Source organism: Cryptosporangium arvum DSM 44712, assembly GCF_000585375.1.
GTDB classification, from domain to species: domain Bacteria; phylum Actinomycetota; class Actinomycetes; order Mycobacteriales; family Cryptosporangiaceae; genus Cryptosporangium; species Cryptosporangium arvum.
The window spans coordinates 6,684,146-6,700,794 of record NZ_KK073874.1; the positions used below are offsets into that span (position 1 = coordinate 6,684,146).

The 16,649-nt window shown below is 73.3% G+C and carries 14 protein-coding genes; 10 read left to right on the forward strand and 4 right to left on the reverse strand.

Annotated elements, in window-relative coordinates; translation table 11 throughout:
• Positions 1 to 91 precede the first annotated feature (91 nt).
• The gene (locus CRYAR_RS30650; protein WP_035856777.1) at positions 92 to 904 is read left to right on the forward strand and encodes a serine hydrolase; all 813 of its coding nucleotides are present in this window, start codon (positions 92 to 94) and stop codon (positions 902 to 904) included.
• On the opposite strand, the gene CRYAR_RS43870 is transcribed toward CRYAR_RS30650, so the two are convergent.
• Positions 901 to 2,766, reverse strand: a complete 1,866-nt coding sequence (locus CRYAR_RS43870) for a sensor histidine kinase (RefSeq protein ID WP_051571150.1) — start codon at positions 2,764 to 2,766, stop codon at positions 901 to 903. The two genes, CRYAR_RS30650 and CRYAR_RS43870, sit on opposite strands and share 4 nt — an antisense overlap.
• 58 nt (positions 2,767 to 2,824) lie before the next feature.
• On the opposite strand from CRYAR_RS43870, the gene CRYAR_RS30660 reads away from it, so the two are divergent.
• Positions 2,825 to 3,790 carry an LLM class F420-dependent oxidoreductase gene (locus CRYAR_RS30660; RefSeq protein WP_035856778.1) on the forward strand — a complete coding sequence of 322 codons (966 nt, stop codon included), beginning with the start codon at positions 2,825 to 2,827 and terminating at the stop codon, positions 3,788 to 3,790.
• A 31-nt stretch (positions 3,791 to 3,821) separates the two neighbouring features.
• Here the strand turns inward: CRYAR_RS30660 and CRYAR_RS30665 are convergent, their stop codons facing one another.
• A complete protein-coding gene (locus tag CRYAR_RS30665) occupies positions 3,822 to 4,379 on the reverse strand; it encodes a methylated-DNA--[protein]-cysteine S-methyltransferase (protein ID WP_063725791.1) in 558 nt (185 codons plus the stop codon).
• A gap of 119 nt (positions 4,380 to 4,498) precedes the next feature.
• Between CRYAR_RS30665 and CRYAR_RS30670 the strand changes: the two genes are divergently transcribed.
• The 4 genes from CRYAR_RS30670 (at position 4,499) to CRYAR_RS30685 (ending at position 8,838) form a co-directional block, all read left to right on the forward strand.
• Positions 4,499 to 4,990, forward strand: coding sequence for a cation:proton antiporter regulatory subunit (locus CRYAR_RS30670; protein WP_035856779.1), 492 nt, complete (start codon positions 4,499 to 4,501; stop codon positions 4,988 to 4,990).
• 127 nt (positions 4,991 to 5,117) lie between these two features.
• Positions 5,118 to 6,332, forward strand: coding sequence for a cation:proton antiporter (locus CRYAR_RS30675; protein WP_035856780.1), 1,215 nt, complete (start codon positions 5,118 to 5,120; stop codon positions 6,330 to 6,332).
• 29 nt (positions 6,333 to 6,361) lie between these two features.
• Positions 6,362 to 8,203 carry a PAS domain-containing sensor histidine kinase gene (locus CRYAR_RS43875; RefSeq protein ID WP_051571151.1) on the forward strand — a complete coding sequence of 614 codons (1,842 nt, stop codon included), beginning with the start codon at positions 6,362 to 6,364 and terminating at the stop codon, positions 8,201 to 8,203.
• A gap of 272 nt (positions 8,204 to 8,475) precedes the next feature.
• Complete coding sequence (locus CRYAR_RS30685) at positions 8,476 to 8,838, forward strand: hypothetical protein (protein ID WP_035856781.1); 363 nt, start codon at positions 8,476 to 8,478, stop codon at positions 8,836 to 8,838.
• A 7-nt stretch (positions 8,839 to 8,845) separates the two neighbouring features.
• Here CRYAR_RS30685 and CRYAR_RS30690 read toward each other — a convergent pair whose 3' ends face one another.
• Entirely contained in the window at positions 8,846 to 9,529 is a 684-nt protein-coding gene (locus tag CRYAR_RS30690; protein ID WP_035856782.1) for a hypothetical protein, read from the reverse strand.
• Positions 9,530 to 9,546: 17 nt separating this feature from the next.
• Here CRYAR_RS30690 and CRYAR_RS43880 point away from each other — a divergent pair, with 17 nt between their 5' ends.
• Together CRYAR_RS43880 and CRYAR_RS30700 are read left to right on the forward strand one after the other, a co-directional pair.
• Positions 9,547 to 9,927, forward strand: coding sequence for a hypothetical protein (locus tag CRYAR_RS43880; RefSeq protein WP_051571152.1), 381 nt, complete (start codon positions 9,547 to 9,549; stop codon positions 9,925 to 9,927).
• A 773-nt stretch (positions 9,928 to 10,700) separates the two neighbouring features.
• Positions 10,701 to 11,927 (forward strand): coiled-coil domain-containing protein, encoded by a 1,227-nt coding sequence (locus tag CRYAR_RS30700; RefSeq protein WP_157018190.1) that lies wholly within the window; start codon positions 10,701 to 10,703, stop codon positions 11,925 to 11,927.
• A 477-nt stretch (positions 11,928 to 12,404) separates the two neighbouring features.
• Here the strand turns inward: CRYAR_RS30700 and CRYAR_RS30705 are convergent, their stop codons facing one another.
• The gene (locus CRYAR_RS30705; protein WP_035856785.1) at positions 12,405 to 14,057 is read right to left on the reverse strand and encodes an ATP-dependent DNA ligase; all 1,653 of its coding nucleotides are present in this window, start codon (positions 14,055 to 14,057) and stop codon (positions 12,405 to 12,407) included.
• A gap of 124 nt (positions 14,058 to 14,181) precedes the next feature.
• On the opposite strand from CRYAR_RS30705, the gene CRYAR_RS30710 reads away from it, so the two are divergent.
• On the forward strand, positions 14,182 to 15,660 hold the full coding sequence (locus tag CRYAR_RS30710) for an MFS transporter (RefSeq protein ID WP_084701138.1): 1,479 nt from the start codon (positions 14,182 to 14,184) through the stop codon (positions 15,658 to 15,660).
• A 157-nt stretch (positions 15,661 to 15,817) separates the two neighbouring features.
• On the forward strand, positions 15,818 to 16,609 hold the full coding sequence (locus CRYAR_RS30715) for a site-2 protease family protein (RefSeq protein ID WP_211247720.1): 792 nt from the start codon (positions 15,818 to 15,820) through the stop codon (positions 16,607 to 16,609).
• Positions 16,610 to 16,649: the final 40 nt, after the last annotated feature.

Here is a 16,649-nt window from a genome sequence, read left to right on the forward strand (position 1 = left end):
GACCCGCCGCGAGTGGTTCTCACTTTTGGTACAAATCGGCATTAGCGTGACTTTCAAGGACTTGAGAGACGGCTCTTCCCGGAGGGTAACCGTGCACGTCCGCCTGTCGATCTGTCTTCTCGTGGCCACCCTGCTGGGTGGCCTGCTCGTCGCCGTGAGCCCCGCGTACGCGGACGGCTGCGTCGACGACGCCACCGGCTTCGACTGTGACTTCGCCGAACGGGTGCGCCGCGCCGACGCCTATCTGGAGACCCGGCCGGGCTACACCGGCCTGGCGGTCTCGGACGGCTGGCGCAACCGGGTCTGGCGCAACGAGTACGCCGACCGTCCGATCTACGCGGCGTCGACCGCGAAGCTCGCGATCGCGCTGGACATCCTGATGCGACAGCACCGCGGCGAGATCGAGCTGACCACCGCGGACGCGCACTGGCTGTACACCGCGCTGGTGAGCAGCAACAACGCGGCCGCGAACCACCTGTGGAACCGCTACGGCGGCGCGTCGATGGTCTCCCGCTGGGCGTCGTACGGGATGACCGACACGGGATTCGTGCCCGGCCTCGCCCGGCACTGGGGGTCGATGAAGACGACCGCGGCCGACCTGCGGCGGCTGGTGCGCTACGTCGTCCGGGAGACACCGGACGAGGTGCGCCGGTACCTGATCGCGCGGATGCGCGGCGTCGCCGGGAACCAGCAGTGGGGTGTGTGGGCGGCCGGTTCCGGCTGGATCCGCGGCAACAAGAACGGCTGGTTCCGCTACCGGGCCGGGTGGGTGATCAACTCCGCCGGATGGGTCGGCGCCCACCAGCGTTACCTCGTCGCGGTGATGGCCGACCAGCGCGCGAAGGGCACCTACGCGAGCGGCGTCGAGACGACGTCACGCGTCAACGAGATCCTGTTCCGCTAGGCCGGTGGGTCGGGCAGCGTGAACCAGAACACGCTGCCGCCGCCGGGGTCCGGCTCGACGCCGATCGCCCCGCCGTGCCGCTCGACGATCTTGCGGCAGATCGCCAGCCCCAGGCCGCTGCCGGAGAACTCGCCGCTGCCCGCGCCCCGGTGGAACGCGTCGAACACGCCCTCGCGCTCCTCCGGCGGGATGCCGATCCCCTGGTCGGCCACCTCGATCCGCCAGGCCCGCTCGCCCCGCCGGGCCCGCACGCTCACCCGCGGCGGCCGTCCGGGCGCGGTGTACTTGACCCCGTTGCCGATCAGGTTGTCCAGCACCTGGCGCAGCATGCCGGGGTCGCCCGAGACCACCGGGAGCTCGCCGACCGTCACCCGGTGCGGATCGGGTTCGAGGCGGTCGGTGCGCTCCGCGATCACCTCGGCGACGAGCAGGTTCAGGCTCACCTGCGTCCGGTGGAGCTCGACGTGTTCGGCGGTGGCGTACTCCAGCAGGTCGGTGAGCATCCGGTCGGTGCGTGCCACCGCCGAGCGGGCCCGCCCGAGGAAGTCCCGGCCCTGGTGGCCCAGCTCGTCGGTGGCCTCGTCGGCGAGCACCTCGAGGTAGGCCGACGCCGCGGTCAGCGGGCTGCGCAGGTCGTGCGCGGCCACGCCGGCGAACCCGGCCAGCTCCCGTTCCCGGCGGCGGAGCTCGACCTCGACCTCCTCGCGCCGGGCGACGTCGGCGCGCAGGGCCGCGGTCGCGTGCTGGACGTCGACCAGAGCACGGTCACGGGAGCGGGTCAGGACGCCGACCAGCGAGGCGAGCAGCAGGCCGATCAGCGTGCCCGCGACCAGGACCACCGTGTCCAGGGTCCCGTCGGGCTGGACGAACGAGTCCATCGGCGCCACCGAGAGCAGCCAGGTACGCCCGGCGACCGTGACCCACCGGTGCTCGATCCCGTCGGCCCGCCAGGTCGTGGCCGGCGCGGGGGTCGGCGTCGCGCCGGCGGCGTCCGCGCGGCCCGCGGCGCCGATCGTGGTCAGCAGGTCGTCGCCGCCGCGCGGCCAGCTCGCGACCCGGCGGGCCTTCGTGCCTTCGACGTCGCGGAGCTCGACGCGGACCTGGCCGGCGGCGGCACGGCGCAGCGTCCGCTCGAGGAAGTCCTGGCCGCGCATGCCCATCACCAGCCAGCCGCGCGGTTCGCCGGTCCCGGCGTTGCCCGCGAGCCGGACCGGCGAGGCGACCACGAACGACGACTGCCGCTGCGCGGGCGGCAGCGTCTCGGCGTCCTTGGTCAGCACGTACGTCCGGCTGGCGATCGGCCGGCCGAGGCGCATCGAGGCGTCCATCGCGTCCCGGGCCGGGGCGATCCGGGCGACGTCCCGCCCGACGCGCGCGGTCGACCCGTCGAGCGTCCGGTTGAGGACGACGTAGCGGTGCGGCAGCGCGAGCGCGGCTCCCACGGCGTCGGGGACCAGCGCGTCGGACTGGACCCCGGGGCTCCAGTCGGTGGCCAGGTCAGGGAGCTCGGCCGACGCCGAGGGCATCACGAGCGAGACCGACGACGCACCGTAGAGGCGGTCGGCGCTCAGCCCGGACATGATCGCCACGAAGTCCTCACCGGTCAGGCTGGTCTGCGCGCTGATCGCGGCGGTCAGATCGGTCATCGTGTCGACGTACCGGTTGGCCTCGGCGGTGATCGCCGCCTCGACGCCGGTCGCCTGGCGCTCCAGCAGCGTCCGGGCCCGCCGCTGCTCGGACTGGTGCAGAACGCCGGTGACCAGCAAGGTCACGCTCAACCCGAACACCGCGACCACGACCGGGAGCGAGGCCCAGTGCGGCAGCCTCGCGTGACGCCCGACCACGGCCGGATAAACGGACATATGCGTAGCTTAACGACATTCGCCCGGGCTCGGAACGGACGCTGCTAGCGTCGCGCGCGTGCCTCGCTGGGGATTGACCTTGCCGCTGGACTCCGTGCCGCTGCACCGCCACCGCGCGGTGATCGAGGCGGTGACCGACCTCGGGTTCACCGACGTCTGGTCGGCCGAGACCGCGGGCTCGGACGCGTTCGGCCCGCTCGCGCTGTTCTCGACGTGGTCGTCGTCGCTGCGGTTCGGCACCGCGGTGGTGCCGGTCCAGACCCGCGGCCCGGCGCTGATCGCGATGAGCGCCGCGACGCTCGCCGACGCCGCCCCCGGCCGGTTCGCGCTCGGCATCGGCGCGTCGTCGCCCGCGATCGTCGAGTCGTGGAACGGGATCCCGTTCGAGCAGCCCTACCAGCGGGTGCGCGACACGCTGCGGTTCCTGCGTCGCGCGCTGGCCGGCGAGAAGATCGACGAGGAGTTCGAGACGTTCGCCGTGCGCGGGTTCCGGCTCGCACGGGTACCGGAGGTGTCACCGCCGATCCTGCTCGCGGCGCTGCGGCCGGGGATGCTGCGGCTCGCCGGGCGGGAGGCCGACGGCGTCATCCTGAACTGGCTGGCGGCGACCGACGTGCCGACCGCGCTCGCGGAGGTGGGGGCGGACACCGAGGTGGCGGCGCGGATCTTCGTGTGCCCGTCGACCGACCGGGAGTACGTCGGCGCGCTCGGACGGCGGCTGATCTCGTCGTACCTGACGGTGCCGGCGTACCGGGCGCAGCACGAGTGGCTCGGACGGGGCGACGTGCTCACGCCGATGTGGGACGCCTGGAGCGCGGGCGACCGAGCCGCCGCCAACGCCGCGATCCCGGACGAGGTGATCGACGCCCTGATCGTGCACGGCACCCCGGACGAGTGCCGCGCGCACCTGCGTGCTTACGCCGACGCCGGCGTCACCACCCCGATCGCCGCCCTGCTCCCCACCCCCGGGATGACCACCCCGGAAGGCCTGCTGGCCGCTGTTCAGGCGGTTGCTCCGGCCTGAGCCCTGGGCTGGGGACGTGAGGCGCGGACCGCTAGAACAGGACGTCGGGGACGGCGCCTTCCAGGGCCAGCAGCCGGCGTTTCATCTCGAGGCCGCCGCCGAAGCCGTGCAGGCTGCCGTCGGCGGCCAGCACCCGGTGGCACGGCACGATCACCGGCACCGGGTTCGTGGCCATCGCGCGGCCGACCGCCCGTGCCGCGCCGAACTCGCCCTCGACGTCGGCGTCGCCCACCCGGCGGGCGAGCGCGCCGTAGCTGATCGTCTCCCCGTAGCCGACGCCCGCGTACAGCGCTTCCCGAACCTCGCGGGCGTAACCGCTGCTCAGGCGCCAGTCGATCGGCACCGTGAAGCGCCGAAGACGACCGGCGAAGTACGCGTCGAACTCACCCCGGACCCGCTCCACCGGGCCCGGCAGCGGGCCCTCCGTCAGCCCCGGCAGCCCGGCCGCCGCCTCCTCCGCGGCCGCGAGCCCGGCGAGCCCCACCGCGAGCACGCCGCGCGGCGTGACCAGCACACCGAGCGGCCCGATCGGCGTCGTCAACTCGACGGCCGCGCACGTCTCGGGCTCGACCCGAGGTTCACCCGTCACGCGCCGCAACGTACCGCTCCCCTCCGACAGTCCTGCTCAGAGGCGCCGGCGGTGCACGATAAGCTGACGGACAAGTGTCGGGTCGGGGGGCCGCGGGGGCAATGAGCCGGAGGACGAGGATGAGTGCGCGGGTAGAGCAGCGAGCCCTCCCCGGGATCGGCGTCGTGCAGGACGTGGTGACCAAGTGCGGTCGCCGCATCGGCGTGCTGACCCACCGGGACGGACATCGCGAGCTCGTCGTGTACGACGTCGACGACCCCGACGCCGCCAGCGAGACCGTTCCGCTCACCGGTGACGAGGCGAACGCGATCGCGGAGCTCCTCGGGGCGCCCCAGCTGGTCCGGCACCTCGCCGAGATGCAGGAGCAGGTCATCGGAGTGCTCACCGAACAGCTGCCGATCCTCAAGGGGTCGGCGTTCGCGGGGCGCCCGCTCGGTGACACCCAGGCCCGCACGCGCACCGGCGCCTCGATCGTCGCGGTTCTCCGGCAGGGCGAGGTCATCGCGTCGCCCGGGCCGTCGTTCGTGTTCGAAGCCGGCGACTCGATGGTCGTCGTCGGTACTCGGGAGGGTGTCGACGGCGTCGCGTCGATCCTCCGCGGGGACGCCTGAGCGTTCCCGGGAAAAACAACGACACAGGTAGGAACGAGCCACCCGTCCGGGGTGGCCATGTAGCTATGCCGCGGCCGACGAGGGTCCGGGCAACCAAGAACTGCACAAAGTACGACGAGGGAGGCCGGTGCATTCCTCCGCGACGTTGTTGATCGAGGTCGGCGGGATCCTGCTCGCGCTGGCTCTGCTGGGCAGAGCCGGCCGACGCGTGGGCTTGAGCCCCATCCCGCTTTACCTCCTCGCGGGTCTGGCATTCGGCCACGGCGGCCTGGTGCCGCTCTCGTCCAGCGAAGAGTTCATCGAGGTCGGCGCCGAGATCGGCGTCGTGCTGCTGCTGGTCACGCTGGGGCTGGAGTACACCGCCTCCGAACTCGTCAGCAACGTCCGCGCGGCGGCCCCGGCCGGTCTCGTCGACGCGCTGCTGAACGCGATCCCCGGCGCGCTCCTGGCGCTGGCGCTGGGCTGGGGGGTGGTCGGCGCCGTGGCGCTGGCCGGCGTCACCTGGGTGTCGTCGTCGGGCGTCATCGCGAAGACGCTCAGCGACCTGGGGCGGCTCGGTAACCGCGAGACGCCGATCGTGCTCAGCGTGCTCGTGATCGAGGACCTGGCGATGGCTCTCTACCTGCCGATCCTCACCGCGCTGCTGGCCGGTGTCGGGTTCGCCAAGGGGTCGGTCGTGCTCGGCATCGCGCTCGGCACGGTCGCGGTGGTGCTCGTGCTGGCCCTGAAGTTCGGCGACTGGATCACAAAGCTGGTCTCCGCCGACGACGCGGAGGCGCTGCTGCTCGGCGTCCTCGGCCTGACGTTGCTGGTGGCCGGCATCGCGTCGGAGCTGCAGGTGTCGGCCGCGGTCGGCGCGTTCCTGGTCGGCATCGCGCTCTCCGGCGAGGTGGCGCACTCGGCGACCGCGCTGCTCAGCCCGTTGCGTGACCTGTTCGCCGCGGTGTTCTTCGTGTTCTTCGGGCTCTCCACGGCGCCGGAGACGATCCCGCCGGTGCTGCTGCCCGCGCTCGGCCTGGCCGCCGTCACGATGGGCACGAAGGTCCTCACCGGCTGGTACGCCGCCCGCCGGGCCGGCATCGCCTCGAAGGGCCGGCTGCGCGCCGGGCTCGCGCTCATGCCACGCGGCGAGTTCTCGATCGTCATCGCCGGTCTGGCCGTCGCCTCCGGGGTCGACGAGCAACTGGGCGCGCTCGCCACCGCGTACGTCCTGATCACGGTCGTGTCCGGCCCGCTGCTCGCGCGCCTGTCCGACCTCGACCGCTCGAAGCGCCCGCCCCGCCGGCTCTTCACCCGCAAGCGGGTGGAAACTGCGCCGGTTCCGCAGCCAGCCGTCGACTAAAACTCGCGAAACACCCCATAATCGCCGGTATGACCGAACCGGTCCGGGTCGGGGCCCGGGGCGCCGCGCTGGCGGCTGCGGTGGCGGCACTGGGGGTCGCGCTCTCGGTGCTGGCCGCCGGCGGGCTCCGAGCGCTCGAGCAGCGCGGGCTCGACCGGGTGTCCGAGCAGCGCGCGGTGGCCGCCCGCGCCGCGACCGCCGCCGGAATGCGCCGGTACACCGACTCGGCCCGGCAGGCGGCCGCGGCTCTGGGCGCGCTCGGAACGCTCGACGCCACCGGGTTCAGCGCGGTGACGTCGACGCTGGCGAACCTGCCCGGCGTCAGCGGCGTGAGCGTGGTCGTGCCGGCCGCGATCGCGCGGAAGTCCTGGCCCGGGGTGCGGCTGGACCCGGCACGCAGCGCGGCCGACCACTACTACGCCGTGCTCGACCGTCCGCTCGACGGCACGCTCCCCCGCGCCGGCCGTGATCTCGGCGGCGTGCCCCAGGCCGCGGCGACGCTCGGCTCGGACGTCGTCGTCTCCGACCCGTACCCGGCGTCGTCCGGCGCCGCGCTCGCCGTGGCCGCACCGATCTCGCGCACTCGCGGCTGGGTCGTCCTCGGCCTCGACCGCGACGACTTCCTCGCCGCGACACGCCCCGCCGTCACCGGCGCGCCGGTGGATTCGCATTTCGACGAGGTCGTGCTCGCGACCGGCGCGTCGCTGAGCGTGCTGGCCGGCCTGTTCGCCTACCTCCTGGCGCTCGGCCGGGCCCGCGACCGCGCCCGCCTCGCCGCCGCTGCCGCCGACCTCCAGCGCACCGAACGGTCCGCCCGCCAGCAGGCGACGCTGCTCCACGCGGTGCTGACGAGCATCGACGAGGGCGTCGCGGTCGCCGACGAGGACGGCACCGTGGCGCTGCTCAACCCGCCGGCCCAGGCGATGCTGGCCGAGGCGCCCAACGGCGTCTACCGCGTCGACGGAGTCACCCCCTACCCCGGGCCCGACCTGCCGTTGCGTCGCGCGCTCACCGGCGCGGCCTGCACCGACGAGTTCCTGGTGCGCAGCTCCGCCCGCCCCGACGGCGTCCGCGTGCGGGTGGGGGCGCAGCCGCTCGACCTCGGGTCGGACCGGCCGGGCGCGCTCGCCGTGTCCCGCGACGTCACCGCGCTGCGTGCGCACGAGGCCGACCTCACGGCCTTCGCGGGGATCGCGGTGCACGAGCTCCACGCGCCGCTCACGGCCGTCCTCGGCTACCTCGACCAGGCCGGCCCCACCCTGAGCGGCGATCGGCTCGCCCGGGTCCGGGCCGCCACCGAGCGGATGCGCCGGCTCGTCGACGACCTGCTCGCCTACGCGGCCACCCGCGACGCCGACCTGCGCCTGACCGACGTCGACCTGGACCGGCTGGTGACCGAGGCACTCACGGTGGTGCTGCCCGCGGCCGGTACCCGCGCCCCGCACGTCATCGTGCGCAGGCTGCCGCCGGTGCGTGGTGACGCCCACCTGCTCCGGCGGCTGTTCGCCGGGCTGCTGGGCAACGCGTTGAAGTACACCCCTCCGGACGAGACGCCGCGGATCGCCGTCCGCGCGCACGCCGTGCCGGGCGGCGAGTGGATCCGGGTGGAGATCGCCGATCACGGCATCGGCATCCCGGCCGGCCGCCACGCGCAGCTGTTCAGCCCGGGTGACCCCGGCACCGGTCTCTACCCGGAGAGCGACCTGACGCTGGCGATCTGCCGCCGTATCGTCGAACGCCACCACGGCACGATCGCCGCGACCGACAACGCCGGTGGCGGCACGATCGTCCGGTTCACGCTGCCGGCCGCGCCGGACGCCGGACACGTCGTCGACGTCGGAACGCACCTGGTGGGAGCGGTCGCGGGGTGAGCAGGGGCACCCCCGACGCCGGTCACCGGCTCGACCAGCGTTCACACCGCAGCGCGACGGCGTGGTAGCAGGTATGGTTGGTAGCGGGTCCCCATCGCGAGGCCGCGACCCCCACTAGACGGCGCGCCGGCCGTCCTCGAGAAGCCGAAAGGCAGAGCTCAGCCGCTCCCGTGATCGAACGGGCTGTTTCCACGGCGGCATGCCGGCGCACCGAAGCATCGACCCGAAGGGACGATATGTCCTCAAGCCCGTCTGCACCACCCAAACCGGCCATGCTCTTCCTGGCACCGCCGAGCGACCCGTCCGCAGACGGTGACGACTCCACGGTCTACGCCGAAACCCCGCCCGTCCAGCGTCAGCGCAGCGCCGCCACGGGCCGTTCGGACGCCGGCCAGCGGCGTCGGCCGCAGTCCTCCGGCAAGAGCGCGGAAGCCGTGCGGATGACCCGTGGTGCGCGGCGCTCCGCCACTGATTTCGGGATCACCGACGCCGAGGTGGCCGAGGTTCTCGCGTCGCCGGCCCGGGTCTCACCCGAGCAGGACAACCCCGACCGCACGCGGTTCTCCGGCAGCGGGCTGACCGTCGTGACCGGCGCCGACGGCACGGTTCTGCACGTCTCCCGACGCCGCTCCTAGCCGGATCTCAGTCGAGCACGACCTCGATCTCGTCGCTCAGCCGGGCGCCGAGCTGCAGGTCGAGCTTGTCGCCGCTCCAGAAGCTGCCCGGGTCGTACGAGTCCGAGGCGCGGCTGGTCGGCAGCAGACCCATGGCCTGGTAGGTCAGGGCGACGACCTCGGCGCAGTACGCGGACTCCAGCGCGTTGTCGAGGCGCTGTTCCTCGGTGCGCTCGATCCCCAGCGCCTCGCGGCCCTTGGCGCTGACCGCCCGGACGCGCTGACGCGTGCGCCCGCGGGCCCACCGCCCGGCGAGGCCCGCGGTGGACGGGAACGGGGTGCCGTCCAGGCGGGCGATCGTGCGCAGGACCGCGTCCTCCATCGGGCGGGTCACGTCGGCGTCGAGCTGGCGCAGCCAGGCCCGCTGGCCGTAGCGGTTGCCCCAGACCCGGACGGCGTCCGCGAGCACGTGCAGCTGGACGCCGCGGACGTGCGCGCCGGCCCACATGTCGGGCAGCGAACGGCCCAGCTCGGCGTGCCACATCAGCGGCGGCATGTCGTCGAGCGTGACCGCCATGCCGACGTGGTTCACGGGCGCGTTCGTGAGCGTCTGGATCGCCCGGTCGGCGGCGGTGCGGCCGCGGAAGAGCCACAGATCGCCGGTGCGAGTGGCGTCGACCGCCTCGGTCAGGGTCATCCGGGTGCCGGGCATGCCGATAGCCTAGGCAGATGCGTCTGTGGAAGGTGATCGGCCTCGCGGGACTGGCCGGTGTCGCGGCGACGGGTGTCGCGGTGGCGCGGGCGGAACGTCGGCGGAGGGCGTACACGCCCGAGGAGATCAGAGCGCGGCTGCATCTCCGCATCGAGGAGGCGTCGGGCGCCGACGACGTCCCGGCGGGCCCTGGCGGCTCCGGGCCCGCTCCCGAACCGGCGTCGCGCGGGCGCGAGGCGTACCGCACGGTCACCGGTCGCCTCCGCGCGTTGCGCGACCGCGCCACGGAAGCGTCCGGCCCGCGCCCCGGCCAACTCGACGCGCTACGCGAACGGGTGGTACGCGGCGGCGGTCACGACGCCGGCCGCCGTCCGGGTCGGCACCGGGGTTCCCGGTAGCTCCCGTGGATCGTTCGCTCGAGACGGATTCTGTCGCCCCCGCTGGTGCCCCGGCTCCTCGTGCGGAGCCCGGTCCGGACGCCGGCGCCCGGCCCGACAGTGATCCGGCCGCCGGTGTGCCGGTTGGTCGCCAACCGGCCGCGCCCGGGGGTGGCTCGGCCACAGCCCTGGGCGGAGGCGAGTCCGGTGGGATGGCCCTGCGTGGCGTGGGCTCGGGGGCGCAGGCTCCGAGCCCCGTGGGCTCGGGGTCGCGGGCTTCGAGCCCCGTGGGCCCGGGGTCGCGGGCTTCGAGCCCCGTGGGCTCGGGGTCGCGGGCTTCGAGCCCCGTGGGCTCGGGGTCGCGGGCTTCGAGCACCGTGGGCTCGGGGGCGCGGGCTCCGGTCGGCGGCGGCCCGATGGTCGAGGGACCGGTCGGTGGCCGCTCGGCCGCTGCCGCGGGAGAGCCGAGCGGTCGACGCCCGGAAACGGCGTCGGCGCTCGGCGACCGCGCGGCCGCCGGAGCTTCGGGCGATGGCCGGCCGGACACGGCGCCGTCGGCCGGCGCGGGGGCGGGCGGTCGGGGGATCAAGTTGTGCCGGTACCCGGGGTGCGAGCGATCGGCGGCTCCCTCGTCGGGGCCGGGGCGGGCCCCGGAATACTGCGCGGATCCGGGGCACAACCGCGCCGCGGCGTTCGCGGAGCGGCGGCGGCGAGCGCTCGACCAGTCGGCGGCGGCGGCCGCGGAGGACGTGGCTGCGGTCGCCGATCGGCCGGTCACCTCCGCCGGTGAACGCATGGAGCGGGCAATCGAACGTTTCGCCGCCGCGGCCACGGAGCTGCGCTCGCTCGGCGACCGCGTGCTCGACGATCTGCGCGTCGGCCGCGACCCGGCCGCGGTGGTCACCGAGGTGAACGCGGTGCGCGCGGCGTCGGACGCCGCGGTGGCCGCCGCCGAGGCACGCACGCTGCAGGTGGAGCACGCCGCCAGCGAGATCCGCGCGGCCCGGCGCCGCGCCGACGCCGCGCTCGACACCGCGCTGAGCCGGGTCGACGAGCTGACCGGCGAACTCGCGTCCGTCCGCGACGAACGCGACCAGGCCACGAGCGAACGCGATGCCGCCGACGAACGGGCGGCCGCCGCGGAAACGTCCGAGAGCCGGCATCGGTCCCGGGCCGAGGCCGCCGAGCGCGAAACCGAGTCCCACCGCACCGCCGCCACCGACGCCGAGCGCCGCGCCGCCCTGGCCGAGGAGCGCACCGGCCATGCCGAGCAGGCGCTGACGCTGCTGCGCGACCAGGTCGACCGTCTCCGCTCCGACCTGGACAGCGCCCAGCACCGCGCCGACACCGCCACCACCGCCCACCGCGACGCCGAACGCCGCGCCGAACGAGCCGAAACCGACCTTCACCACTCCCGCGCCGAAGCCGAGCGCGCCGAAGCGGAAACCGCTCGCGCCCGCCTCGAAACGGAACACGCACGAGCCGACGCCACCCGCCTCGCAGCCGAACTCGACCGCACGAAGGGGGAACTCGGCGGCACGAAGGCGGAACTCGATCGCACTCGAGCGGACGCCGAGCGAACGACGGCGGAACTCGACCGCGCCCGAGCGGATACCGAACGAACGACGGCGGAACTCGATCGCATGCGGGCGGATACCGAACGAACGACCGCTGAGCTCGACCGCGCGACAGCGGAACTCGACCGCGCGCGAGCGGACACCGAACGGACGACGGCCGAGCTCAATCGTGCGAAGGCCGACACCGAGCACGCCACCGCGGACGCGGCCCGCGCCGAAGCGGAAGCGGAACGGCTCCGCGCCGCCGCGGCCGAGACGACGACCCGATCCCGCGCCGAATTGACCTCCGTCACCGCCGAACGCGACGCGCTCCGCGCCCAGCTGGCGGCCGCCGCCGAGCACGCCGAACAGCGCCTCACCGACCTCCGCGCGTCCTATGCCGAACGCCTGGCCGAGTACCGCGCCGACCGCGACGCCGCCCTCCGCGCCGCCCGCCCCGACTAGAGCCGCCCCGACTAGAGCCGCCCCCGAGGGCCACGGCGCACCCTGAGCCCGCACGACAGCCGACCCGCACGACAGCCGACCCCATCGGCGTTGCTCAACGGCAGCCGGCCCGGCCTTGGCCGCGGCTAATCGCGGCCCGAACCGCACCGCCGTGGCCGGAGATCACACCGCCGTGGCTCACACCGCACCGCCGTGGCTCACACCGCACCGCCGTGGCTCACACCGCACCGCCGTGGCTCACACCGCACCGCCGTGGCGGCCCAGACCCCCCGCCCTAACCGCACCGGCCATGGCCCAGGCTGCGGCCCTAACCCAGACCCGCAGCCCGAACCCGTCGCCCCACCCCGGGCCGCGGCCCGAGCACCCCGCTCGGGCTCGGGCTCGGGCTCGGGCTCGGGCTCGGGCTCCGGCTCCGGCTCCGGCTCCGGCTCCGGCTCCGGCTCCGGCTCCGGCTCCGGCTCCGCCGGCTCCGAAAGCCTACGAACCGTGGATCGCCTGCACCGCCTCCAAGGTGTCGGCCTCGGCTACCGGCTTGTCGGTGCGGTATCCCTTCACACGCGCGAACCGCAGAGTCACTCCCCCGGGATACCGCGTACTCGCCTGCACCCCGTCGAACGCGATCTCCACCACCAGCTCCGGCCGCACGTACACCGTGTACGCATCGCGGCTCACGGCGCGTTCCAGCAGGTACTCGGTCTGCCACTTCAGCATCGCGTCGGTCATGCCTTTGAAGGTCTTGCCGAGCATGACAAAACCGCCCGCCTCGCCCACCTGGCCCGACGCGTCGCGGGCGCCGAGGTGCAGGTTCGACAGCCAACCCCGGCGGCGCCCGTGGCCCCACTCGGCGGCGAGCACGACCAGATCGAGCGTGTGCCGCGGCTTCACCTTCCACCAGCCGCCCCCGCGCCGCCCGGCCGCATAGGGCCGGGCCAGCGACTTCACCACGACCCCCTCGTGCCCCCTGGCCAGCGTCGCCGCCACGAACGCGGCCGCCGCCTCGGACCCGGCACCACCCCCGGAACGACCGCCACCTGGCTCCAGGCCCGCCGGCCCGGCGCCGTCCGGCTCCCCGTCCGCAGGATCGGCGGGCGCCCGACCCTCGTCGGCACCGGACTCGGGAACCAGCACGCGGCGGACGACGCTCTCGGCCGGCGCCACCGCCGACAACGCGGCGAACCGGTCGCCCGCCGGGCGGTCGAGCAGGTCCTCGCCGTCGAGGTGCAGCGCGTCGAACAACACCGCCGCCAGCGGGATCTTCTCGCGCGCGGTGGCGACGTCGGCCCGGCTCCCGACCCGAGACGCCGTCACCTGGAACGGCTCCGGCCGCCCGTCGGGCCGCAACGCGATCGCCTCGCCGTCGAGCACCGCGGTGTGCACCGGCAACGCCAGCGCCGCCTCGACGACCTCGGGCACCCGCGCGGTGATGTCGTCGAGGCTGCGGGTGACGACCAGGACGTCGGAGCCCGACCGGTGCACCTGCACCCGCGCGCCGTCGAGCTTCTCCTCGACGGCCGCGGCGCCGGAGCGCGCGAGCGCCTCGGCGAGATCTTCGGCCGGCTGCGCGAGCATCGGCGCCAGCGGCCGCCCGACCTCCAGCCGGAAGGCCGCCAGCCCGGACGCGCCGTCGCGCAGCGCCGCCTCGGCCACCGCACGCAGGTCGCCGCGCAGCAGCAGGGCCCGGCGCAGCGCGGCCAGCGGCAGCCCGGTGGCCGCCGCGACCGCGTCGATCATCACGCCGGCCAGCGCGCCCTGCCGGACCTCACCGACCAGCAACGCACGCAGGAACGCCTGCTCCTCGGACGTGGCCCGGGCGAACAGCTCCGCCAGCGCCGACCGCCGCGCCGCCTGCGACCCGGGCCCGGCGAGCCCACCGATCTCGGCGAAGCGCGCGTCGACCTCGCGCACGGTGAGCGCCGGCTCGCCGGCCGCGGACGGCGGCAGATCACGCAGCGACGCCCAGCCGACGCCGATCTGGCGCTGCCGCAACTCACCGCACAGCCAGGCGACGCCCGGCACGACCTCGTCGCCCGAGAGCTGACGCAGCACCACCGCCAGCCGCTCGGCCTTGGCCTTGCGTGAACTGACCGCGGCGACGTCACGCCCGGCCGCGGCGACCTCCGCGAGAAGCATGGCTCATTAGAACCCCACCCACCGACAGAAAGCCGGAACGCCCGGCGACGCCCGCTAGTTCCGCCAGGATTCGCCGCAGATTTCGTTGGGTAGAGCAACTCCCAGTTCCCTGGGGAGGTGGACGATGGCGTCAACTGAGACGGAGCCGGAAGCGAGAACCTTCCGGAGTCTGGTGCCGGCACGAATGGACCGCCTACCGTGGTCGCGCTTCCACTGGCTGGTGGTGATCGCGCTCGGTGTGACCTGGATCCTCGACGGTCTCGAGATCCAGATCGCGTCCACGGTGGCCGACAAGCTCACCGAGGACGGCGCGCTGGGGCTGAGCGCCCAACAGGTGACGCTCTCCGCGTCGGTCTATCTGTTCGGTGAGGTCGTCGGCGCGCTCTGGTTCGGCCGGATGGCCGACCGGCTCGGGCGTCGCAAGCTGTTCCTGATCACGCTGACGCTCTACCTCGTCGCCAGCGGTCTGACCGGGTTCTCGTTCACGTTCTACGAGTTCCTGCTGTTCCGGTTCCTGGCCGGCATGGGCATCGGTGGTGAGTACGCCGCGATCCACTCCGCGATCGACGAGCTCATCCCGTCGCACTACCGCGGCCGGGTCGACCTCGCGATCAGCGGCACGTACTGGGGTGGCGCCGCGCTGGCGTCGGCCGCGCAGATCGTCTTCCTGAACCCCGACTTCTTCTCCGACAACATCGGCTGGCGGCTGGGCTTCTTCCTCGGCCCGCTGATCGGTCTGGCGATCTGGCCGCTGCGCCGGCACATCCCGGAGAGCCCGCGCTGGCAGATGACGCACGGCTACCAGAAAGAAGCCGAACGCACGGTCGACGAGATCGAAGCGCGCATCAAGGCCGAAGGCAAGCACCTCCCGGACGTCCCGGACAGCGAAGCCTCCGAGGTCAAGCCGCATCCGCCGGTCACCTATCGGCAGATCGCGCAGGTGATGATCAAGCAGTACCCGAGCCGCACGATCCTCGGGTTCACGCTGATGACCACGCAATCCTTCCTGTACAACGCGATCTTCTTCACGTACGCGCTGGTGCTGGGCACGTTCTACGACGTCGATTCCGGCACGATCCCGTACTTCTTCTTCCCGTTCGCGATCGGCAACCTGATCGGCCCGCTGGTGCTGGGGCCGTTCTTCGACACGATCGGGCGGCGGAAGATGATCGGGGGGACGTACGTGTCGTCCGGCATCCTGCTGGCGTTCACCGGTTACCTGTTCTATGCCAACGTCCTGACCGCGGTGACGCAGACGATCCTGTGGTGCGTCATCTTCTTCATCGCGTCGGCGGCGGCCTCGGCGGGGTACCTGACGGTCAGTGAGATCTTCCCGCTGGAGCTGCGGAGCCAGGCGATCGCGTTCTTCTTCGCGATCTCCCAGTTCTTCGGCGGGGTGATCGCGCCGTGGCTGTTCGGCCAGCTGATCGGTGACGGCGAGAGCCGCGGGCCGTTGTTCGGCGGTTATCTGCTCGGCGCCGGGCTGATGATCGTCGGTGGTTTCGTGGCCTGGTTCCTGGGGGTGGACGCCGAGCGCAAGTCGCTCGAGTCGATCGCGAAGCCGCTGGGCATCGTCAAGACCCGGGTCGCCGAACCGAACTGATCGACCGCGTGAAGGGGCGGCTGCCGGGGAACGGTAGCCGCCCCTTTTCCGTCGAAATAATGACCCCGTACCGGGGGTAGCGACCCCGACCTGACGGGCAGAACGTGCATCAGCGAGGCAGGATGGTCACGAAAGGGCCACAGCGCGAGGGAGAACAGTGACGACCGGAGAGCCGGTACGCCAGCGGCCGGGGGCCTCGGTGAGCCGGTGGCCCAGCCCGATCTTCGTCGGATTGGTGCTGGCCACGGCGGTTTCCGGATGGGCGCTTTGGAACCGCAGCGGGCCGACCGGCCTGACCGCGTTCGTGTTCGTCGCCTGCGCCTGGGTCGTGTCGCTCTGCCTGCACGAGTTCGCGCACGCGATGGTGGCGTTCCGGAGCGGCGACCGCACGGTGGCCGAGCGCGGCTACCTCACGCTCGATCCGCTGAAGTACACCCACTTCGCCTACAGCATCCTGCTGCCGCTGTTGTTCGTGCTGCTCGGCGGCATCGGCCTGCCCGGTGGGGCGGTGTTCATCGACCGCCGTTACCTGCGTAGCCGGCTCGCCAACAGCCTCGTCTCGCTCGCCGGGCCGATGACGAACATCCTGCTCGCTGCCGTCCTGGCGGTCGTGTTCACGACGTTCGCGCCGAACGACATGCTGCACGTGGAGTTCTGGGGCGCGTTCGCGTTCCTGACCTTCCTGCAGGTGACCGCGGCGGTGCTGAACTCGCTCCCGGTGCCGGGGCTGGACGGGTTCGGCGTGATCCAGCCCTACCTGTCGAACAAGGTGCTGCGGAAGGTCGCGCCGGTCGCGCCCTACGCGGTGCTGCTGCTGTTCGTGCTGCTGTGGATCCCGCCGGTGAACCAGGCGTTCTTCAGCATCGTGGGGTGGTTCCTGGCGCTGCTGGGCATCCCCGAGGTGTACATCGCCCTCGGGCAGAGGCTCTTCCAATTCTGGATGGGGTGAAATCTCCATCCTGGGATCGAATTCTGGGTCTACTGAGAGA